Raw genomic sequence first — 20,606 nt, forward strand, 5'->3', positions numbered from 1 at the left:
CTCACTCGCAGACCGGCGCGGCCGGCACGGGGTTGCCCATCACCACGTCCGCGGCGGTGGGGAAGCAGCTCACGCAGTTCTCGTTGATCCGGTACAGGCCTGACGTGCCCTGCCGCTCGACCAGAACGAACCGCACCTCGGCCAGGATCTTCAAGTGGTGCGAGACGGTGGACTGGCCCACCCCGGACGCGGCCACGATCTCGCCCACGCTCATCGGCGCGCGCCGCCGCGCCAGCAGCGACACGATCTGGATGCGGGTGGCGTCGGCCAGAGCCTTGAACCAGCTCGCGTACTCCTCGGCCTCCGCGCGCGGCAGGGGCTCCGAATTCTCATTCATCGTCCATCGACGATATTAGATTAATAGCGTTTGCGGAAGCCCCTACTTCTCTTCGGAGGAGATCGCATGTACGTGACAATGGCTTGTTATCGCGTACATGAGCGATCGTGACCGCGCGCCGACCAGGAGATGCCTCCGCCGGGACGGTGCGCGACTCCGGCACGTCATCCGGTACATCGCCTCCGACGAGACCCGCGCCGTCGCCAAGACCACCATCCACCGGCTGCTGTCCCGCCGCGACATCCCCCTGCGGGAGAAGACCCTGTGGCGGATGCTGTATGAGACCGCGGCACGGGCCGCGGAGATCCTGGCGCTCAACATCGAGGACTTGGACCTGGAGCACCGCCGCGCTCCCGTCCGCTCCAAGGGCGGCACCACCGAGTGGGCGTACTGGGACAGCGGCACCGCTCACCTGCTGCCCCGGCTGCTCCGGCTCCCGGACGGCAGCGCGCGTACGCGCGGCCCGCTGTTCCTGTCGGAACGCCGCGCCGTGCCCGCTCGCCGCCCGGCGGACGCCGACATCTGCCCGCACACCGGGCGCGCCCGCCTCGGCTACGACCGCGCCCGCGTCCTGCTGGAGAAGTACGCCGGGCTCGACCTTCACCAGCTGCGCCACTCCGCCGCGACCCACCTCGGCGAGGACGAAGTACCGCTGCAGCTCATCATGGGCAAGACCCGGCACAAGAACCCCCGCACCGCCATGCGCTACGTCAAACCCGGGGCTGAGGCCATCGCCAAGGTCACCGAGGTCCTCGCGCCCCGGCGTCGCACCCACTGATCACCAAATCACGGATCGCCGACAAGCGAAGAAGTCACAGGTCGCTACCGCAGCCCGCCGTGGTGAGGGCGGCCATCTGGCGGTCCAGGAGCTGGCCGGCGGTGGAGATGCGGGCGTAGCCGACCAGCGCGCCAGACAGCACCGCCGGCTCGGCCTGCAGCGGGTCGTCGCCGAGCGATCCGTCGAGCAGCAGACCTTCTGGAAGCGTGACGTTCTTGGCCGCGGTGTTCACCATGCGCCGGGCGCACGGGCTGGGTGGTGGGTTTCCGCTTCTGCGAAGCCCGGAGGGGGCCGCGTGGCCTGATCGCGCCGGTGCTGGATGGGCGGTCAGCTCGCAGAGATGGCCAGGACTCCGATGAGGGATACCGCGATGCCGATCTGCTGGGCGCGTTCGAGACGCTCTTTCAACACGATCCGGGCCAGGGCGATGGTCACGATGGTGTGTAGCGAGCCGAGGACGGCGGCGATGCTCATCAGGCCCAGCGTCGAGGCGGTGGTGTAGAGGAAGTCGGCCACGATGATGAGGGCGCCGATCAGGGCGAGGAGTGGCAGGTCGGCCCGAGGGACGCGCACGCGGTGGCGCTTGAGGGTGATGACGGAGGTCAGGGCGAGCACGGCGGTGAGGCGGGCGATCAGCAGGGCCCAGCCGACGTCGCTCTCGCCGGCGTTGTGCATGGCGAAGAAGAAGATCCCGAAGCCGAGTGCCGCCAGCAAGCCGTACAGGATGCTCGGCATAGTCCGGGGGCCGGGGCCCGTGTCCGCGCCCGATCGGTAGGAGGTGACCACCAGGCCCATCATGGCCAGAGCCAGGCCGGTGAACTGGAGCGGGCCGGGGATCTGTCCGGCCGCCAGCCCGATCAGGAGCGGGAGGGCCGGTGCGGTGGCCGCGACGGGCGCGACGATGGACATCTTGCCGACCGCCAGCCCGCGGTAGAGGGCGGCGATGCCCGCGAGTTCGCCCAGTCCTGCGACGGCGGCGTGTCCGAGGGACGAGGCGTCCGGCGGGCCGGTCCCTCGGGCGGCCGCCATGAGCGCGAGCAGAACGAGCGCGGTGGATTGGGAGATCAGCAACACTGACAGCACTGGAAGGGCTCGGCTCCTGAGCCCGCCGAGGAAGTCGGAGGCTCCCCAGACGAGGCTGGCGCCGAGGGCGAAAACGATCGCGAGCATTCAGGCCCCTCGGTTGCCGGCGGTGTGGTCGAGGATCGCCGGGATGAGCAGGTCCCACAGGTGGGGCGGGAAGACCTCGTGGCCGGTCTGTTCCATGGCGATGAGGTGGGCGCCGGGGATCTCCGCCGCCAGGGCGCGGCCGTGGCCGAAGGGGACGAACGGGTCTTCGGTGCCGTGCAGGACAAGCGTCGGGGCCTCGATCCGGCCGAGCCGGTGCCGCCACGGCTCGCCGGCGTCCAGCAGGAACGGGTTGGTCAGCTGCGCGGCGATGTCGATGGTGCGGTCAGCGACGCGTTCGGCCAGCCGCCTCATGGCCTCCTCATCGAAGGGCCGCGAGTGGGCCGCGAAGGGCCGTTCGGCCTCGACGAGGTAGGCGATGACCGCTTCGCGGTCCGACCAGTCGGGCGCGGCCTGCTCGGTCGCGAACAGCTCCTGCAGCTCGGTCGACATCTGCGGTAGATCGTCGTGCTCGTGCCCGGGGCCGCCAGGCGTGGAGGAGGCCAGCGTGAGCGAGGCCACCCGGCCGGGGTGGTCGAGGGCCAGGAGCTGGGCGACCGCCGCGCCCTGCGACATGCCGACCACGTGGGCGCACTCCAAGCCGAGCGCCTCGATCAGGGAGGCGGCGTCGGAGACCAGGTCGCGCAAGTTGTGGGCGGGAGCCCCGGCTGGTGAGCCGGTCGACCGGCCCGCGTCCCGGCTGTCGTACCGGATGACGTAGCGGCCTGCGGCCGCCAGCCTCGTCACGAACTCCTCATCCCAGTTGAGCAGGGAGTGGCCGCCGCCGTGGATCAGCAGGATCGCGGGATCGGCGGGGGAACCGGAGGTCTCGACGGCCAGCTCGATTTCGTTGACCTTGATGATCTGCATCATCTGCCACCTTCAACAATCTCCGTTACATGTAACGGAGAAGCTAGCAGAAAAGTCCGTTACATGTCACCAATGTTTCGTACACTGCCGTCATGACCGACGCACCGAGGCACCGCCGAGCCGCCCTCGACGCCTGGGCCGCCTACCGTCGACTCCACCTACTTGTGGACGGCGCGATCGCCCGTGATCTGGAGCAGAACTCGGGCCTATCGATGCCCGACTACGAGGTGCTCGCCGCAGTGGCGAGGTTGGCGAGCGAGAAGACCTGCGTGAGGGTGATCGGCCTGGCCGCCTACATGCACTGGGACCACAGCCGCCTGTCGCGTCAGCTCGGCCGCATGCAGCAGCGCGGCCTGATCGCCCGCGAGGCCTGCGAGTTGGACGGCCGCGGCGACGACGTCGTCCTGACCGAGGCCGGGCGGCAGACCTACGATCGGGCCACCCCTGCCCACCTGGCCTCGATCGAGCGTCACTTCACCAGCCTGCTGTCAGCCCAGCAGCTCAACGCCCTGACCGGCATCGCACACGCCGTCGCAGCCCTACGGTGAATGGCCGTCATGCGCGCGCGAGCTCGGCGGGCCGGGGCTGAGTCCTGGCGAGCTGGGACACCTCACCCGGCACCTGACCGGCACCCTGCCGACGCACGAGCCGGCACGAACTCCGCCAGGACGGCGCGGTCTCGAAGGCGGCAAGATCTGGACACGGGATTGCAGGGACCGATCACCCAGCGCTACTCGACAGGTCAGACGTCGAGGACCGCTTTTCCGGCGACGCGGCGAGCGAGCAGGGCATCGGCGGCTTCCATCGCCGTGTTCCATGGTCCGCGCCAGCCGACCTGCGCGACCAGTTCGCCCGTCGCCAGCAGTTCGACCAGGCGAGCAAGGTCGTCGCCGAACGGCGTGCTCACGTTGAAGTTCTCGATCCTCCCTCGCGCCGATCGCGTGCCCGCGAGCTCGAAGTCGATGATCGTGCTCTCGCGGGCCGCCCGTCCGATGGCCATCGCCACGCCGTCGTCCTCCAGCCGGTAGAACGCCTGCGCGAGCTGCCTCCCGCCCACGTTGTCCAGCACGCCGTACACGCGGCCCGCCAGGTTCTCCGGGCCGATCACGACCTCCGCGGCGCCCAGTTCACGCAGGCCCTGAGCGCGGGCGGGGCTGCCGACGGAGGCGACGACACGGGCTCCAGCACGGGCGGCGAGCTGTACGGCGAAGCGGCCGACGCCGCCGGACGCCCCGGTGACCAGGACGCGGCGGCCCGCCACCGGGCCGAGCCGACCGACCGCCTGCAGCGCCGTGACCCCGGCGACCGGCAGTGCGCTCGCCTGCCCCAGGTCGACGGCCTCGGGAACGACGGCCAGCTCGGCGGTGTCCACGGCGCGCAGCTCCGCCCAGGCCCCCGACCAGCCAAAAGTGACCACGCGGGCACCGACGGCAGGACCTGAGCCGTCGGCAGCGACCTGGACGACCACTCCGGCGGCGTCCCAGCCCGGGACGTACCCAGGCCGGATGTCCGCGCTTCTGAAAGCGATCTCGCCGAAGTTGAGCGAGAATGCCGCGACCTGGACCAGCGCCTGTGAGGGCGTGGGCACCGGGTCGGGCACGACCTCGAAGGAGAGGTCCGGGTTGAAGGTCAGGGCTCGCATCGTTACTCCTCCATGAGTGCGTTACGGGTACAACCCTGACGCGACGCGCGCACGATCGGCTGGGGGTCAGCGCATGGTCGCCGTCCCTCCCAGCGCCGCTCGGACGGCGGCGGCGATCCGGTCGACGTCGCCGCGTTCCGCGGCCGGCAGGGGCGCGCCCACCGACTCCCTGAGCGTGGCCGCCTCATCCAGCAGAACCGCCGCCTCCTCGTAGGCGCCCTCAGCCGCCGCGACCCCGGCCAACCCCTCCTGTGCCAGCGCGATGGCGCGAGGATCGCCGACGTCGCGAGCCGTGGCGAGGCCCTCCAGGTGCAACGACCTGGCCGTGGCAGGGGCGCCGCGCTGTTCGGCGATGAAGCCGAGTTCGGCCAGCAGGAGCGTCAGGCCGTAGAAGGGCACGCCGTAGTCGGCTTCCAGGCGGCGGTTCCAGGCCAGCGACTGCTGGAAAAGCCGCTCCGCGGTGTCGAGGTCGCCGGCGCGGCGGGCCACGAGGCCGAGACCGACCCGGGCGAACTCCTCGGCGAAGTCGTTGGACTGCTCGATTGCCAGACGCATCCCCCGCTCGTGCAGCTCCCGGGACCCGTCCAGGTCCCCGGTCAGCAGGGCGAGCCGTCCGAGGCTGGACAGACGGTAGGACGCGTCGGTCCACAGCCTCAGGTCCTCGGCGATGCGCAGGCCCTCGTGGTGCAGGCGGGCCGCCCGCTCATAGTCGCCGGTGACCTCGGCGAGATAGCCGAGCATGTCGGACGCCTGCAGCTGCCCCCAGCCGTCGCCGAGTTCACCGAAGATCGCCAGACTCTGGGTGCCTGACCGCTCGGCGAGGGCGTGGTCACCCTGGAACATCGCTTGCTTGGCGCGGCCCGCCAGCGCCGCCGCCTCGCCCCAGCGGTCGCCCGCGGCGCGAAACCCGGCCAGCGCCTCCGTCAGCAGCCCCTCGGCGGTGGCGGCGTCCCCGAAGCTCAGATGCGCCAGTGCCAGGAACCAGCGTGACCGCGCGTCGCGGGCGTCCAGCGCCTGCGCCGCGGCACGGCTGCGCAGCAGCAGGTCGGTGCCGTCGCCGGTCAGCATCGCGAACCCGGCCTCCCACGCAGCCGTCCTGGGGCACTGCGCGCCGGGCAGCGCCATGGCCGCGGCGATGAAGGCACGGCCCTCGCGGTGTCTGCCGCGCAGGTACCAGTACCACGCCAGGGCGTCGACCATGCGTAGCGCCAGCGCGGGGTCGGTGGTGTGCTCGAGCGTGGCCCGCAGGTTGGGCGCCTCGGCGTCCAGGCGGTCCAGCCATTGGCGCTGAGCGGGACCGTGAAGGTGCGGCCTGGCCCGTTCGGCCAGCTCGGTGTAGTAGAGGTCGCGGCGCTGGAAGACCGGGTCGTCGTCGCTGAGCCGTTCGAGGCAGTAGGCGGCGATCGACTCCAGCAGCCGGTAGCGGATCCCGTCGGAGGACTCGACCATCGACCTGGCCACCAGCTGGTCCACCAGGTCGGCGACGTCCAGTCCAGGGTCCAGTCCGGAGCCCGCGCACACCACCTCAGCCGCCTCCAGCGTGGAACCTGCCGGGTGGACGGCCAGCCGCAGCATGACCAGCCGCTGTTGCTCGGTGAGCTGCTCCCAGCTCCAGTCGATCATCGCGCGCAGGGTCTGCTGGCGGGCGGGCCGTCCCCGGCCCGAGACTGTGAGCAGGTGGAAGCGGTCGTCCAGCCGGTCGGCGACGCCGCGGACGCCCAAGGCCCGTACCCGGGCGGCGGCGAGTTCCAGCGCCAGCGGCAGGCCGTCCAGCCTCCTGCAGATCGCCGCCACCGCGGGTGCGCTGACCTCGTCCAGCACGAACCCGGGCGCCGTGGCCGCGGCACGGGCCACGAACAGCCGCACGGAGGCGGCCCGCGCCGGATCCGCTCCGGGCACCGGAAGTTCGAGCGGCGGTACCACGTACAGCGTCTCCCCGGGGAGCGCCAGCGGCTCCTGGCTCGTGGTCAGCACGCGCAGGTCCGGGGCGGTCCGCAGGAGCAGGTCCACCAGCTCGGCGACCGGTTCGATCACGTGCTCGCAGTTGTCCAGCACCAGCAGCAGCCGTCGGCCACGCAAGGCGTCGGCGAGCCGGCGCGCCAGACCGGTCGGGCGCACCCCGGGACGCGAACCGGTCGCCGTGTCGTCGCGGACGTCCAGTTCGGCGGCCACCACCTCGGCCACGGTCGCCCTCTCGCCCGAGGTGCCCGCCAGCTCGACCAGCCACACCCCGTCGGGAAAGGCGCCGATGGCGAGGTCGGCGACCGCCAGGGCGAGTCTGGTCTTGCCGACACCGCCCGGACCGGTCAGCGTGACCAGGCGCGCCGAACCGAGCAGGGCGCCGACCTCGGCCATGGCCTGCTCGCGGCCGATCAGGCCGGTCAGGGGGGCGGGGAGGTTCGTACGCGGGCGCGCCGGCGCGAGCGAAGGATCCTGGCGCAGCATCGCCTGGTGCAGGGCGGCCACTTCGGGGCCGGGGTCCAAGCCCAGCTCGTCGGCCAGCCGGTGCCGCAGGTCGTCGTACCCGGCCAGCGCCTCTGCCTGCCGTCCCGACCGGTAGAGCGCGAGAAGGTGGGCGGCGCGCAGGCGTTCGCGCAGCGGGTGGGCGGCCACCAGCTCGCCCACCTCGTCGGTCAGCAGGCTGTGCTCGCCCAGCTCCAGCCGTACCTCCGCCCACTCCTCCATCGCGGTCAGGCGCTGCTCCTCCAGCCGGGTGGCAGCGGCACGGACGAACTCCTCGTCACCGAAGTCGGAGAAGGCGGGACCGCGCCACAGGCTCAGCGCATCCCCCAGCAGGGCCGCCTTCGCCCGCAGGTCGGTGGCGGCGCGGGACCGTTCGAGCAGCGCGCCGAAACGAGCGGCGTCCACGTCGACGGCGCGCAGGACGTAGCCCCGCGCCTGGAAGGTCACCAGCTCGCGCCCTCCCGGCTCGCCCAGTTCCAGGGCGCGGCGCAACTGGGACACCTTGGTCTGCAACGTGTTGGCGGGGTTGCCCGGCGGGCTGTCGCCCCACAGGTCCTCGGCCAGGCGGTCGGCCGACACCGGACGTCCCTGGTGAGCCAGCAGGTCGGCGAGCAGGGCCCGGACCTTCACCTCGGGGATACGCACGGGCCGTCCGTCGTCGGTCCATACGCGAAGGGGGCCAAGCACACCGAATCGCACCTGGTCACAGTACCCGCAGCGAACCCCCAGCCGATCGTGCGCGACCCCCTCCAGAGTGGAGCCCGAAGCAGAGAGCACCACGAGTGAGGAGTACCTCCATGACCGTCAACCGTGAGATCCACCTGGCCGCCCGCCCCTTCGGCGAGCCGCGCCCGGAGGACTTCAAGCTGGTCAGCGCCGCGCTGCCGGAGCTGACGGATGGGCAGGTCCTGGTCCGCAACATCCTGATGTCGGTCGATCCCTACATGCGCGAGCGGATGCACGACGCGGAGTCCTACCTGCCGCCGTTCCAACTCGGCGAACCCCTGGACGGCTCGGCGATCGGCGAGGTCGTGGCCTCGCGCTCGGACGACATCCCGGTGGGCGCGACCGTCGTGCACTTCATGGGCTGGCGCGAGTACGCCGCGGTGGACGCCGCGGCCGCGACCGTCGCCGACCTCACCTTGGCCCCCGCCGAGGCATGGCTCGGCGTGATGGGCAGCACCGGGCTGACCGCCTACGCGGCCCTGACCCACGTGGCCCCCGTGCGGGAGGGGGATGTGGTTCTCGTCTCGGCGGCGGCCGGCGCGGTGGGCAGCGTCGCCGGGCAACTCGCCCGCAAGCTCGGGGCCTCCCGCGTGATCGGTTCCGCGGGCGGGACGCTGAAGACGAACAAGCTCGTGCAGGACTTCGGTTACGACGCCGCGATCGACCACCGTGCCGGTTCGGTCGCCGAGCAACTGGCCGAGGTCGCCCCCGACGGCATCGACGTCTACGTCGACCACGTCGGCGGCGACCACCTGGTGGCGGCCATCGACGCACTGCGTCACGGCGGCAGGATCGCGATGGTGGGCGCGATCAGCTCCTACAACGCCACCGAGCCGGTCCCCGGCCCGAGCAACCTGTTCACCCTGGCCGCCAAGGACGCCACCCTGCGCGGCATGCTGATCAACTCCTACTTCCACCTGTTTCCGGAATGGATCGCGAAGGCGGCCGGTTGGCTGGCCGACGGCTCCTTGCACACCGAGGTGACCGTGGCCGAGGGCATCGAGCGGGCGCCCTCCGCCTTTCTGGACATGATGCGCGGCGGCAACGTCGGCAAGATGCTGGTGAGGCTCTGAGACACCTCACGCCAGAAGGTGTCCGTTGTCATCGTCGCCTGCACGGAAGAGAGCGAGTCCGCCACGCCGGGCGGGACTCCGGCCCCGCTCGGCCGGTCACGCAGCCGGCCGAGCGCCTGCCTGGCCAGGCCCACGCTGCCGGGTGACGTCTTGGTCTGGCGCGCGACGTAGGTGACCACCTCGTCAGGGAAGTCGCTGCGGCCACGCTCATCAGGTTCGCTGATGACTTCGAGTTGATGGTGTCGGGCGCACTGGTCCCGCTGGGGCTGCGGCTGGCTCCGGACAAGACCCGCGTGGTCCATATTGAGACTTCCTCGGATATCACATCCGCCGCCAGCGGAAGCGAGGGACGAACAAGTACTTCGTCGACACCAAACCGTCCAGGAAGGCCGTCCAGGCGATCAGGGACAAGGTGTCGGCGAAGACACACAGGTCAACCCGTAATCGGGACCTGGCCAGGCTGAACTTGAGCTTGAACAGGACGCTGCGCGGGTGGGCGAACTACTTCCGCCATGGCGTCTCCAAGGCGACCTTCGCAGCGATCGACGCCCACACCTGGGCCCGGTTGATGCGCTGGATCCGCCGGAAGTATGCGGGCAAAGCCCGCATGGGGATGCCGGAGTTCAGGCGTCGCTTCTGCGACGTCGGCTGGAGAGTCGCTCACCAGGGAATCGCCTTCACCGGCACATCCACTGTCTCGGTGAAGCGCTATCGCTACCGCGGTGGCAACATCGCGACTCCATGGGCTCCGACACCGGCAACCGCTCAGGCGGCTGACCAGCAGGCAAGGCATGTGGAGCGCCCGGTGCGTGGAGACACGCACGCCGGGTGCGGCGGGCGGGCCGGGGAAACCCACCGGGAGTAATCACGGCAGGGCGCCCCGGTCCGACCCAACACGGCACCCCAAGGTCGTTGAGCCTGTGCTCGCCCCCGGGAGCCTCGGGCGCCTGGCCTCCACGGACTGCCTCGGCATGCTGAAGCCACCCTGACCGACCCTGCCCACGGCTGACCAGCAAGTTCGCTTGGCAACCCCCGACAACGACGGATGCCACCGAGCGCAGGTTCTCGCCCCGGAAAAAGCCGCGCAGAGCCATGCATTACGGTTTCAGGGTGTCCTAAAAATATGGGACATTCCGACAGCGTACGTAGGAGCCCATAACCCCCGGAGGCCGCGATGCAGTACGCCCTCTTGATCTACACCAAGCCGGGCTTTCACGAGGCGTTGACCGACGCGGAACGCGAGGAGGCCTACGCGGAGTACTTCGCGCTGGCCGGCGACGCCCGCTACGTCACCGGCGCGCGACTGCAGCCTGCCGAGACGGCGACCACCATGCGGGTGGCCGGCGGCCGGACGTTGACGACCGACGGCCCCTTCGCCGACACCAAGGAGGTGCTCGGCGGCCTCTGCCTCATCGAGGCGGCCGACCTGGAGGAGGCGCTCGACCTGGCGGCTCGCATTCCGGCTGTCCGGTTCGGCGCGGTGGTCGAGGTCAGGCCGCTGGTACAGCCCTGATGCCGCTCGACGCGGTCTTCCGGGATGAATGGGGCCGGGTGCTGGCCTCACTGGTCGGCTCACTCGGGGATTTCGACAGGGCCGAGGAAGCCGCGCAGGAGGCGTTCGCGATCGCGGCGGAACGCTGGCCCGCCTCTGGCATGCCGCCCAATCCGGGGGCGTGGTTGGTGACCACGGCCCGCAACCGGGCGATCGACCGGATCCGCCGTGAGCGGACCCTGGCAGAGAAGATCCCCCTGTTGCCGGTGCCAGCGGCCGTCATGGACGAGCTCGACGAAAGCGTGATCAAGGACGAGCGGCTCGAGCTGATCTACATGTGCTGCCATCCGGCGCTACCGCTGGAAGGGCAGGTGGCGCTCACCCTGCGTGCCCTTGGAGGCCTGCAGACCGCCGAGATCGCCAGGGCATTCATGGTCTCCGAGGAGACCATGAAACGCCGCCTGTCCCGAGCCAAGAGTAAGATCCAGGCGGCCGCGATGCCGTTCGCGGTACCCGATGCCCGTCAGCTTCCCGAGCGCCTCGACGCGGTGCTGACCGTCATCTACCTGATCTACAACGAGGGCTACAGCGGCCGCGTCGACCTGGGCGCCGAGGCCATCCGCCTGGGACGACTGCTCATCGGGCTCCTGCCGAACGAACCCGAGGCACACGGGCTGCTCGCGCTGATGCTGATCCACCACGCCCGACGGCAGGCCCGGTTCTCCGGCGACGACCTCGTCCTGCTCGACGACCAGGACCGCTCGCTCTGGGACATGGGTCAGATCGACGAGGGACGCGCGGTGCTCGACCAGGCGCTCGCTCTCGGCGGGCGGGGCGCTTACGTCGTCCAGGCCGTGATCGCTTCCCTGCAGACACACGAGCGCATCCCTTGGCGCCAGGTCGCGGAGCTGTACGGGCGTCTGATGCAGCTCACCGGTTCGCCCGTGGTCGAGCTGAATCGTGCGGCGGCGCTCGCCCAGGCCGGTGACCCCGTCGCCGCACTGAGCGTCGTCGATGGCCTTGACCTGCACGACTACCTCTACTTCCACTCCACCCGCGCCGAGCTGCTGCGGCGTCTCGGCCGCAGGGAAGAGGCCAGAGCGGCCTACGGCCGGGCGCTGCAGATGGCCACCTCGATGCCCGAGCGCCGATTCCTCACCCGGCGGCTCGAAAATATTTGAACCGGGTTGTCCCCCCGCCGGGTCCTCGTTCGTCGCCTGGATGAAAGTGACGAACTCGAACCCGCAAAGGGGTAGCGATGCCAACGCAGCGCGAGACAGACGAGGCCGAGATCCGCGGACGGATCGACAAGATCATCGATGGGCTCCGCGCCAAGGATCTTGAGGATCTGAAGCAGGCGTACGCCACGGACATCGTGTCCTTCGACATCGAGTCGCCTCTCCAGGACGTGGGGATCGAGGCGAAGCTCAAGAACTGGGCGAAGGTGTTCACGCTCTTCGAGAGGGTGAACTACGAGATCCGCGATCTGAAGCTCACCGTGGGCGATGAGGTGGCCTTCGGGCACGCCTTCGGCCGGCTCAGCGGCACGTTGCAGGGCGGCCCGGCCACCAGCGGCATGTGGGTGCGGGTCTCCTACGGCTTCCAAAAGATCGACGGCACCTGGTGGATCACGCACGACCAGGTCTCGGTGCCGCTCGACGTCCGCAGCGGCAAAGGCATGACCGACCTCGAGCCCTGAGCGCGGCACGACAACGGGAGACAACCCTCGATGAACATCCTCCTCTGGATTCTCCAGGTCCTGCTGGCCGCCATGTTCGCCATGTCCGGCCTGGAGAAGGCCACCCAGCCAAGAGACAAGCTGACCGCAAAATACCCGTGGATGGAAAACGTCCCTCAGGCGGCGGTACGGCTCATCGCGGTGCCGGAACTGCTCGGCGCGCTCGGCCTGATCCTCCCCGCCGCCACCGGGATCGCGCCGATCCTGACGCCGATCGCCGCGACAGGACTGGCGGTCCTGATGGCTCTGGCGGGGGCCATGCACGCCCGCCACAAGGACACCAGGGCCATCGCGGTCACGGCCGTGTTGTTCCTGCTGGCCGCGTTCGTGGCCTGGGCTCGATTCGGCCCCTACGGCTGGTGATCATCGCGCCCGGCCGGCAGTTCGACCATCTTTTCTGTGTGGAAGGAACATCATGAGTTCAGCGCGTGACACTTCGCGTCCCGGTTTCGGCGGGGACATCATCGCGCCGGGCGCGGAAGGCTACGAGGCGGCCAGCCGCTCGATGCTGGTCGCGGGAAGTCCAGCCATGATCCTGCGGCCCGAGAGCGTCGCGGACGTGCAGGCTGCGGTCGAGCTCGCCGCCGGCACGGGGCTCGTCCTGTCCGTACGAGGCGGCGGCCACGCCTTCGCGGGTTTCGCCACCAACGACAGCGGCGTCGTGCTCGACCTCGGCAAGCTCGCGAGCGTGGAGGTCATCGACAAGGAACGCCATCTGGTACGGATCGGCGGCGGCGCCACCTGGGGCCAGGTCGCGGCCGCACTGGCTCCGCACGGCCTGGCGATCTCCTCGGGCGACACCGGGAGCGTGGGCGTCGGCGGGCTGACGTTGACCGGCGGCATCGGGTGGAAGGTGAGGAAGTACGGCCTGGCCCTGGACAACGTGGTCGCCGCGGAGATGGTCACCGCCGGCGGCGAGCTGGTGCGGGCCAGTGCCACGGAGAACCCGGAGCTGTTCTGGGCGCTTCGCGGCGGAGGCGGCAATTTCGGGATCGTGACCGCCTTCGAATTCGCCGCGCACCCCACGACTGACGTCCACTTCGGCAAGATCGCTTTCCCCGGCTCCGAGGCGGCCACCGTACTCCAGGGCTGGGCCGACCACCTGCGCACCGCGCCCGATGAGCTGACCTCCATCGTGGACTTCGCCAACCCCTTCGCCGGCGGGGCGGACGCACCCGTCGAGATCCAGGTCGCCTTCGACGGCGATGACCCCGGGCTCGCCGCCCAGGCCCTCGACCCGATCCGCCGGCTCGGTTCGGTGATCGGCGACGATGTCGAGCTCAAGCCGTACGCGGACGTGCTCGTGGACTTCGCGCCCCCACCGCTCGGCATCCAGTTGTTCACCCGCAGCGCGTTCGTCGACGCCGCGCCGGTGCCAGAGGTCCTCCGGATCCTGGCCGAGGCCGCGGCATCGGGGTCCGCGCCGAAGATCTCCGTCCGCAGCGTGGGAGGCGCGGTGTCCCGTCTTCCCGGCGACGCCACCGCCTACGCCCACCGCCAGGCGGAGCTGATGTTCGTGACCACCACCATCGGCCCGCCGCAGATCATCGAGGCCACCCGCCCCGCGCTGGCGGCGATCTGGGCCGACCTCATGCCTCATGTCAGCGGCGCCTACGCCAACTTCCTCGCCACCGCCACCGAGGAGGACGTCGCCGCGATCTATCCGCCGTACACCTATCAGCGGCTCGCGGCGGTGAAGCGGCACTACGACCCCGGCAACCTGTTCTCCCGCAACCACAACATCCGTCCGCTGTAAGCCCTGACGCACAGCGCGGAACATCACCACCGACTACCGAAGAATGGAAATGACGTCATGAGCAAGGTCTGGTTCGTCACTGGTTCGTCCCGCGGCTGGGGCGGCGCGTTCGGGCGGCCCTGTCGCGCGGCGACCAGGTGGCCGCCACCGCCCGCGACATCCGGCGCCTTGACGAACTGGTCGCCGCCTATGGCGACGCGGGGCTCCCGCTTCCCCTGGACGTGACCGACAAGGCCGCCGTCTTCGCCGGCGTCGAGCGGGCCAAGGAGTACTTCGGCCGGCTCGACGTCATCGTGAACAACGCCGCGTACGGCCTGTTCGGCGTGGTGGAAGAGGTGACCGGGCAGCAACTGCGCGACCAGTTCGAGACAACGTGATCGGCCCGCTCTGGGTCGTCCAGGCCGTCCTGCCTCATCTGCGCGAGCAGGGCAGCGGGCACATCATCCAGATCTCCTCGGTCGGCGGCCTCACCGTGTTCCCGCTCGGCGGCGGGTACGTCGCCTCCAAGTGGGCTCTGGAAGGCCTGAGTGAAACCCTCGCCCAGGAGATCGCCGCGTTCGGCATCAAGGTGACGCTGGTCGAGCCCGGCTCCTACGACACCGAGGGTTACGCCACCGATGATGCCGCCGGCCCCCTGGTCCACGAGGGCGGACAGCGAGGTCACCCTGGCCTCTCCCGCTGCCGCCCGCGATCCGCGAGGCCCGCCGTCTCGCCGTCCTGAGGTCGCCGCGCCCCTCGGACGGGCGAGGCCGTGCTCAGCTCCCGGGAGAGATCATGACTCCGGCAGCAGGCCCTCGGTGTGCATGGACTTCAGGACGTCGCGGGCGGCCTCCAGGGTCAGGTCGATGTCGGCCTCGGTGTGCGCGCCGGAGATGTGGTTGCGCTTGAGCGCCATCGGGAGCATGAGGAATCCCGCCTCGGTCATCCTGCGGTGGAAGACCCGGTAGGCGTCGTCGTCGTTGCGGAGCAGGTCGCGGTAGCCCCGCACCGGTCCGGAGGTGAAGTAGACGGCGAAGACGCCGCCGAACCCGGCGACGGTCGCGGGGGTGGAGAGCTCGCCGAGGATGTCCGACAGGCCGCTGCGCATGCGCTCGCCGAGCCGGTGGGTCCGCTGGTAGAAGTCCGGGTTGTCGCGCAGGTAGCTGATGGTCGCCACGGCCGCCGCCGTGGTGACCGGGTGTCCGTTGAAGGTCCCGGCCAGCAGCACGTCACTCTCGTAGCGGGCCATCAGGTCCCGCCTGCCCGCGAGGCCGGCCACGGGATATCCGTTGCCCATGGCCTTGCCGAAGGCGGTCAGGTCGGGCATGACACCGCAGACCTGCTGGTAGCCGCCGAGCGCGTGGCGGAACCCGGTGATCACCTCGTCGAAGATCAGCAGGGATCCGTGGGCGGTGGTCAGCGCCCTCAGCCCCTCGACGAACTCCTGGGTGGGCAGCAGCGCGCCGACGTTGTGCGGGACGGGTTCCAGGATGACCGCGGCGATCCGCTCAGGGTGCCGGTCGAAGCAGGCGCGGACCGAGTCGAGGTCGTTGAACTCGGCGATGAGTGTGGAGTCCACGGCCTCGTCCAGCAGCCCGGCCGACAGCGGGTCCCTGTCGTAGGCCCGTTCCGGCGGGGAGATCACGTTCCGGGCGACGGAGTCGTGCCAGCCGTGGTAGCAGCCCTGGAACTTGACCAGCAGCGGACGCCCGGTCACCGCGCGGGCCAGGCGTACGGCCTGGGCGGTCGCCTCCGACCCGCTCATCGTGGAGATGGTCGTCTCCGCCGAGGGAATGAGCTCGGTGACGAGTTCCGCCAGCTCGATCTCGGGCCGGGTCACCCCGATGCCCATCAGGTCGACGCCCCCCAGGGCGCGGGCGACGGCCTCGTTCACGACGGGCGCGTTGTGGCCGAGCAGCACGGCGCCGAACGCCGCGTGGTAGTCGAGGTAGTGCGTGCCGTCGGCGTCCGTGACGCGGGCGCCCTCCGCGGCCTCGAAGGCATACGGCGAGCCGACGTAGCGCGTCGCGGAGTTCACGCCTCCAGGGAGTACCGCGCGGGCGGCTTGGTGCAGGGCCAGGCCGGCCGGCTTCATGGAGTCCACCGTGCATCCCTCACATGGAAAGTCGTTTCAGGTTGCTGCGAACGTACGTGGAACGTCGTGCCACGTCAATGCTCCAGCCTCTTGACAGCGAGAAGACGCGCCCTCAAGGATGCACACATGGAAAGAGATTCCATGTCGAGGAGTCCTCTGGGCGTCCTGGTCATCGGCGCGGGCGCGATCGCGGACCTGCACGTCGCGGCGGTGGCGGCCGATCCCAGGTGCGTGCTGGCGGGCTTCGCCGACGTGAGCGCCGATCGAGCGAGGTCGGCCGCGCACCGCAACGGCGGCGTCCCGTGGACCGCCGACGTCGCCGAGGCGCTGGCCCGTCCGGACGTTGACGCCTGCATCGTCTGCACCCCCAACGACACCCACGAAGATCTGGCCCTGCGCGTGGCGGCCGCGGGCAAGCATCTGCTGCTGGAGAAGCCGCTCGCCACCACGGCGGAGGGCGCGGAGGCGATCGTCGCGGCGTTCGCACGGCGCGACCTCGTCCTGGCCGTGGCCCATTCCCATCGCTTCTACGACTACGCCCGGACCGTGCACGACGAGATCGCCGCGGGCGCCGTCGGGCGGCCCACGCTCGTCCGGCTCGCGCTGCTCGGCGGGTGGATCTGGCCCGACTGGCGGACCTGGGTGATCGACCCGGTCAGGTCCGGCGGCCACGCCCTGCACAACGGCGTGCACCTGCTGGACCTGGTCACCTGGTGGATCGGCGGCCGTCCCGTCTCGGTGTACGCCAGAGGACAGCGCAGGACCGCGACCGAGCTCGACGTCCACGACTACCTGGAGATGGTGGTCGAGTACGCCGACGGCGCGGTGGCGATCTGCGAGATGAGCCGCGCCCACCGCCCGGCCACGCTGTCCCATCGGGACGTCGTGGTGCAGGGCACGGGCGGCCTGCTCACGATGGCGTGGGACGGCGACAGCCCGCTGCTGTGGGACGAGAAGGGCACGCACCTCCTCGACCCCGGCGTGGCGGACGGCTTCGCGGCCCAGCTCGGGGCCTGGCTCGACGCCGTCACGGCGGGGGACACGCGGACCCCGGTGTCCGGCGAGGAGGCCGCCCTCGCCGTCGCGCTCGGCGTCGCGGCCGAGCGGTCGATGGTCTCGGGTCTGCCGGTGGAGGTCTCGTGAGAACTCTCGGAGTGCTGCTCGCCGGCTCGGCGGGCGTGGGTCACCAGGACCACCAGTCGCAGATGTACTCCCCCGGGTTCGCCGCCCATCCCGGCTTCGAGATCGTCGGCGCCGCCGAGGACGGCTTCGACCGGCCGGACGTCGACGTCGTGAGCGTCTGCGTGCCGTTCGAGCGCCGGGTCGAGGTCGTCACCGCCGCGCTGCGGGCGGGCAAGCACGTGCTGGTGGACAAGCCGGTCGCGCTGACGTCCGCGGAGTGCGCGGAGATCGCGGCCGTGGCCGCCGGGACCGGCCTGGTCTGCCTGCCCGCCTACCACCAGCGCTTCAACCCGGCCGTCCGCCGCGCGCGGACCGCGGTCGCGGCAGGCCGGGTTGGGTTGCCGTGGAACGTCCAGGCGGACTTCCTCGTCGCGGGCGGTGGCCCCGTCTGGCCGTACGGCGAACTGCTCAACTTCGCCCCGTACGCGACCGACGCCGTCCACGCCATCACCGGCCTGCCGGTGACCACGGTGTACGCCCTGTCCGGGCCCGCCGACGGCCCGGAGAACCTGGTCACCCTCTGCCTCACGCACGAGCGCGGGATGACCAGCACCGTCGTCGCCGGGCGGACCGCACCGATCGCGGGCGTGCGCGGCCCGTCCCTGCACCGGTACCGGATCAGCGGCTCCCACGGCACGCTGCTGGCCGACGCCACCCGCCCGCGGGTCACCGTACGGGACGAGAAGGGCGAGCGTGCGGCGTGGACCGGGCATGGCACCGTGCACCGGATGCTCGGCGAGCTGCACGCCGCGGTCACCGGCGGACGCCCCGCCGAGCTCGGCCCCGCCGACGGCCTCGCCGCGCTGCTGCTGGTGGAGGCGGCCAGGAAGTCCATGGAGAGCGGCCGGCCCGAGCCGGTCGGCGATCAGGAGGCGTCGTGAGACTGCTGACCTATCTGCGTGACGGCGCCGTACGGCACGGCCGCCTGCACGGCGAGGACCGGATCGAGGAGTTCGGCGACGGCGACCTGTCGGTCTGGCTGGCCGGCCCGGCCGCCGCGCCGCGCGGCACTGAGCATCTCCTCCAGGACGTCAAGGTCCTCGCGCCGATCCCGCGTCCGGCCAAGCTGATCGGCGTGGCGGCGAACTACCAGGAGCACGTGGCCGAGGCGGGCGCGCCCGCGCTGGACAAGAACCGGCTCGCGCCACGCCTGTTCCTGATGCCGCCGACCGCCGTCCTCGCGCCCGGCGAGGCGATCCGGCTGCCCTCGGTGAGCGAGCAGGTGGACTGGGAGGCGGAGCTGGGCGTCGTCATCGGCACGACCGCCAAGGGGCTGGCGGTCGCGGACGCGCTCTCGGCCGTGGCCGGGTACACCGTCGCCAACGACGTGTCCGCGCGGTCCATGTCCTACGGCTTCGACCGCGACACCGACGATCCGGCGGTCGGCTTCTTCGACTGGCTCGCCGGCAAGTGGCTCGACGGTTTCGCCCCGTTCGGCCCGTATCTCGTGACCCGCGAGGACGTGCCCGACCCGCAGGCGCTCGACATCCAGCTGCGGGTCAACGGCGTGGTGAAGCAGCACGGCTCGACCAAGGACATGATCTTCAGCGTGGCCGAGCTCGTCGCCTTCGCCTCGACCATCATGACGCTGCACCCGGGGGACGTGCTGATGACCGGCACTCCTGCGGGCGTCGGCGCGAGCTCGGGGGAATTCCTCTCGGCCGGCGACGAGATCCACGTCTCGATCACCGGCCTGGGTTCACTGATCAACTCCGTCTCGGCGAGGGAGACCCCATGACCGTACGACCGCTCGCGCTGATCGCCGCGGGCGCCCTGCTCCTGCCCCTGACGGCCTGCTCCGACCCCACCAGGACGGGCGGCGACCGCGGCGCGGGCACGGCGGGCGCGCTCAACGTCTACCTGTACCAGAAGCCCAAGCGGTTCAGCCCGCTCGATCCGCCGACCGGCCCCGACCAGCAGGTCATGCAGCTCGTCTACGACAACCTGCTGACCGTCAACGACGCCGCCGAGTACGAACCGCGCCTCGCGGAACGCTGGGAGATCTCCAAGGACGCCAAGTCGTTCACCTTCCACCTCCGCACCGGCCTGAAGTGGAGCGACGGCAAGCCGTTCGGCGCCAAGGACGTGCTGTTCACCTACAAGCTGCTCGCCGACGCGCGCAGCGGCAGCGCGATGGCGGGCAAGCTCGCGGGCGCCTCCTTCAGCGCGCCCGACGACTCCACCTTCGTGATCTCGCTGGCCAGGCCCAACGTGGGGTTCCTCTCCCTGATCGCGGGACCGTTCGGCTTCATCCTGCCCGAGCACGTGCTCGGCACGGTCCCGGTGGACGCGGTCGCGGGCGACGCCTTCTTCAACAGGCCGACCGCGGGGCTCGGGCCGTACACGTTCGTGGACTACAAGACCGACCAGTACGTCGAGCTGGCCGCCAACCCGAACTACCGCAAACCCGTCGGCATCCCCAAGATCTTCCTCAAGCCGGTCACGTCCGACGTGGCGACCGCGCAGCTCGGTACCGGCGAGATGGACCTGGCCCAGATCTCCCCGACCGACCTCCAGGCGGTCCAGTCCCTGCCCGGCGTCACGGTGGCGAGCAAGCCGAGCCCCGGCTTCCTCAGGATCGCGGTGAACCAGACGCAGAAGCGCTTCGCCGACCCCCGGGTGCGGCAGGCCATGCTGCACGCCATCGACCGGCAGTCGCTGGTGGACAAGCTGCTCGCGGGCAAGGGCAGCGTCCAGAACTCCTCGTACGTGGCCAAACCGGCACTACCCGCCGGCCTCAACGCCTACCCCTACGACGTCGCGGCGGCCAAGAAGCTGCTCGGCGAGGCCGGATGGGACGCGAGCAAGCCGGTGACGCTGGCCTGGATCCCCGGGCAGCGCGACCGCGACGCCGCGGCCACCGTCATCCAGGGGGCCCTCACCGCCGCGGGCATGGACGTCAAGCTCAAGCAGGTGCAGGCCGCCGAGCTGCTGGAGTCCTACGACAAGCTCACCTACGACCTCGCCCTCTTCGGCGGCGGGACGTACGCAGCCGATCCGTCGAGCAGCAACCCGATCCTCAGGTGCGACGCGTTCTACCCCAAGGGCGGCAACATCCCGCACTTCTGCGACAAGGAGATCGACCGCCTGACCGGCGCCGCGGACGCCGTCACCGACCCGGCCGAACGGTCCGCCCTCTACCAGCAGGCCGCCAAGCGGGAGAACGACCAGGCCGCCTACGTCTGGCTCTACAACCCCGAGGTCATCTGGGCCTACGGCACGAGGCTGCGCGGCTTCAAGCCGAACGGCGACTTCACGGTGGGCTTCTGGAACGCCGACGAGTGGAGCCTGGCGGGGTGAACGGGATC

At 70.7% G+C, this 20,606-nt stretch carries 20 protein-coding genes and 1 pseudogene; 14 read left to right on the plus strand and 7 right to left on the minus strand.

Features of this window, described 5'->3' with window-relative positions; genetic code table 11:
* Position 1: 1 nt before the first annotated feature.
* Positions 2 to 337, minus strand: coding sequence for a metalloregulator ArsR/SmtB family transcription factor (locus tag ABZ444_RS17505; RefSeq protein ID WP_357997331.1), 336 nt, complete (start codon positions 335 to 337; stop codon positions 2 to 4).
* A 97-nt stretch (positions 338 to 434) separates the two neighbouring features.
* On the opposite strand from ABZ444_RS17505, the gene ABZ444_RS17510 reads away from it, so the two are divergent.
* Positions 435 to 1,115 (plus strand): site-specific integrase, encoded by a 681-nt coding sequence (locus tag ABZ444_RS17510; RefSeq protein ID WP_357997334.1) that lies wholly within the window; start codon positions 435 to 437, stop codon positions 1,113 to 1,115.
* Positions 1,116 to 1,149: 34 nt separating this feature from the next.
* Here the strand turns inward: ABZ444_RS17510 and ABZ444_RS17515 are convergent, their stop codons facing one another.
* The 3 genes from ABZ444_RS17515 to ABZ444_RS17525 form a co-directional block, all read right to left on the minus strand.
* Entirely contained in the window at positions 1,150 to 1,350 is a 201-nt protein-coding gene (locus ABZ444_RS17515; RefSeq protein WP_357997337.1) for a hypothetical protein, read from the minus strand.
* 92 nt (positions 1,351 to 1,442) lie between these two features.
* On the minus strand, positions 1,443 to 2,285 hold the full coding sequence (locus tag ABZ444_RS17520) for a DMT family transporter (protein ID WP_357997340.1): 843 nt from the start codon (positions 2,283 to 2,285) through the stop codon (positions 1,443 to 1,445).
* Positions 2,286 to 3,155: an alpha/beta hydrolase gene (locus tag ABZ444_RS17525; protein WP_357997343.1), complete on the minus strand. Its 870-nt coding sequence runs from the start codon at positions 3,153 to 3,155 to the stop codon at positions 2,286 to 2,288. It lies immediately after the preceding gene.
* Positions 3,156 to 3,244: 89 nt separating this feature from the next.
* Between ABZ444_RS17525 and ABZ444_RS17530 the strand changes: the two genes are divergently transcribed.
* Entirely contained in the window at positions 3,245 to 3,700 is a 456-nt protein-coding gene (locus tag ABZ444_RS17530; RefSeq protein ID WP_357997344.1) for a MarR family transcriptional regulator, read from the plus strand.
* A 194-nt stretch (positions 3,701 to 3,894) separates the two neighbouring features.
* Here ABZ444_RS17530 and ABZ444_RS17535 read toward each other — a convergent pair whose 3' ends face one another.
* Positions 3,895 to 4,794, minus strand: a complete 900-nt coding sequence (locus ABZ444_RS17535) for a zinc-binding dehydrogenase (RefSeq protein ID WP_357997346.1) — start codon at positions 4,792 to 4,794, stop codon at positions 3,895 to 3,897.
* Positions 4,795 to 4,860: 66 nt separating this feature from the next.
* On the minus strand, positions 4,861 to 7,902 hold the full coding sequence (locus ABZ444_RS17540; protein WP_357997349.1) for a BTAD domain-containing putative transcriptional regulator: 3,042 nt from the start codon (positions 7,900 to 7,902) through the stop codon (positions 4,861 to 4,863).
* A 152-nt stretch (positions 7,903 to 8,054) separates the two neighbouring features.
* Between ABZ444_RS17540 and ABZ444_RS17545 the strand changes: the two genes are divergently transcribed.
* The 8 genes and pseudogenes from ABZ444_RS17545 (at position 8,055) to ABZ444_RS17580 (ending at position 14,763) form a co-directional block, all read left to right on the plus strand.
* Entirely contained in the window at positions 8,055 to 9,056 is a 1,002-nt protein-coding gene (locus ABZ444_RS17545; protein ID WP_357997352.1) for an NADP-dependent oxidoreductase, read from the plus strand.
* Between the two features lie 400 nt (positions 9,057 to 9,456).
* Positions 9,457 to 9,921 carry a group II intron maturase-specific domain-containing protein gene (locus tag ABZ444_RS17550; RefSeq protein ID WP_357997614.1) on the plus strand — a complete coding sequence of 155 codons (465 nt, stop codon included), beginning with the start codon at positions 9,457 to 9,459 and terminating at the stop codon, positions 9,919 to 9,921.
* Positions 9,922 to 10,230: 309 nt separating this feature from the next.
* Complete coding sequence (locus ABZ444_RS17555) at positions 10,231 to 10,569, plus strand: YciI family protein (RefSeq protein ID WP_357985840.1); 339 nt, start codon at positions 10,231 to 10,233, stop codon at positions 10,567 to 10,569.
* Positions 10,569 to 11,729, plus strand: a complete 1,161-nt coding sequence (locus ABZ444_RS17560) for a sigma-70 family RNA polymerase sigma factor (RefSeq protein ID WP_357997355.1) — start codon at positions 10,569 to 10,571, stop codon at positions 11,727 to 11,729. Before ABZ444_RS17555 ends, ABZ444_RS17560 begins: the two co-directional genes overlap by 1 nt.
* A 77-nt stretch (positions 11,730 to 11,806) precedes the next feature.
* Complete coding sequence (locus tag ABZ444_RS17565; protein WP_357985834.1) at positions 11,807 to 12,247, plus strand: nuclear transport factor 2 family protein; 441 nt, start codon at positions 11,807 to 11,809, stop codon at positions 12,245 to 12,247.
* Between the two features lie 30 nt (positions 12,248 to 12,277).
* Entirely contained in the window at positions 12,278 to 12,649 is a 372-nt protein-coding gene (locus ABZ444_RS17570) for a DoxX family protein (protein ID WP_357997358.1), read from the plus strand.
* Between the two features lie 52 nt (positions 12,650 to 12,701).
* Positions 12,702 to 14,042: an FAD-binding oxidoreductase gene (locus ABZ444_RS17575; RefSeq protein ID WP_357997361.1), complete on the plus strand. Its 1,341-nt coding sequence runs from the start codon at positions 12,702 to 12,704 to the stop codon at positions 14,040 to 14,042.
* Between the two features lie 137 nt (positions 14,043 to 14,179).
* A pseudogene (locus ABZ444_RS17580) lies at positions 14,180 to 14,763 on the plus strand (SDR family NAD(P)-dependent oxidoreductase).
* Positions 14,764 to 14,814: 51 nt separating this feature from the next.
* Here ABZ444_RS17580 and ABZ444_RS17585 read toward each other — a convergent pair.
* Positions 14,815 to 16,116, minus strand: coding sequence for an aspartate aminotransferase family protein (locus tag ABZ444_RS17585; RefSeq protein WP_357997617.1), 1,302 nt, complete (start codon positions 16,114 to 16,116; stop codon positions 14,815 to 14,817).
* A 141-nt stretch (positions 16,117 to 16,257) separates the two neighbouring features.
* Here ABZ444_RS17585 and ABZ444_RS17590 point away from each other — a divergent pair, with 141 nt between their 5' ends.
* From ABZ444_RS17590 to ABZ444_RS17605, 4 genes are read left to right on the plus strand one after another with little or no spacing between them, the layout of a single operon-like run.
* Entirely contained in the window at positions 16,258 to 17,259 is a 1,002-nt protein-coding gene (locus ABZ444_RS17590; protein ID WP_357997364.1) for a Gfo/Idh/MocA family oxidoreductase, read from the plus strand.
* Entirely contained in the window at positions 17,256 to 18,179 is a 924-nt protein-coding gene (locus ABZ444_RS17595; RefSeq protein WP_357997367.1) for a Gfo/Idh/MocA family oxidoreductase, read from the plus strand. The genes ABZ444_RS17590 and ABZ444_RS17595 overlap by 4 nt, the downstream gene beginning before the upstream one ends.
* The gene (locus ABZ444_RS17600) at positions 18,176 to 19,036 is read left to right on the plus strand and encodes a fumarylacetoacetate hydrolase family protein (protein ID WP_357997370.1); all 861 of its coding nucleotides are present in this window, start codon (positions 18,176 to 18,178) and stop codon (positions 19,034 to 19,036) included. Before ABZ444_RS17595 ends, ABZ444_RS17600 begins: the two co-directional genes overlap by 4 nt.
* Complete coding sequence (locus tag ABZ444_RS17605) at positions 19,033 to 20,598, plus strand: ABC transporter substrate-binding protein (protein WP_357997373.1); 1,566 nt, start codon at positions 19,033 to 19,035, stop codon at positions 20,596 to 20,598. The genes ABZ444_RS17600 and ABZ444_RS17605 overlap by 4 nt, the downstream gene beginning before the upstream one ends.
* Positions 20,599 to 20,606: the final 8 nt, after the last annotated feature.

Source organism: Nonomuraea sp. NPDC005730 (genome assembly GCF_040630865.1).
In the GTDB taxonomy this organism is placed as follows: Bacteria; Actinomycetota; Actinomycetes; order Streptosporangiales; family Streptosporangiaceae; genus Nonomuraea.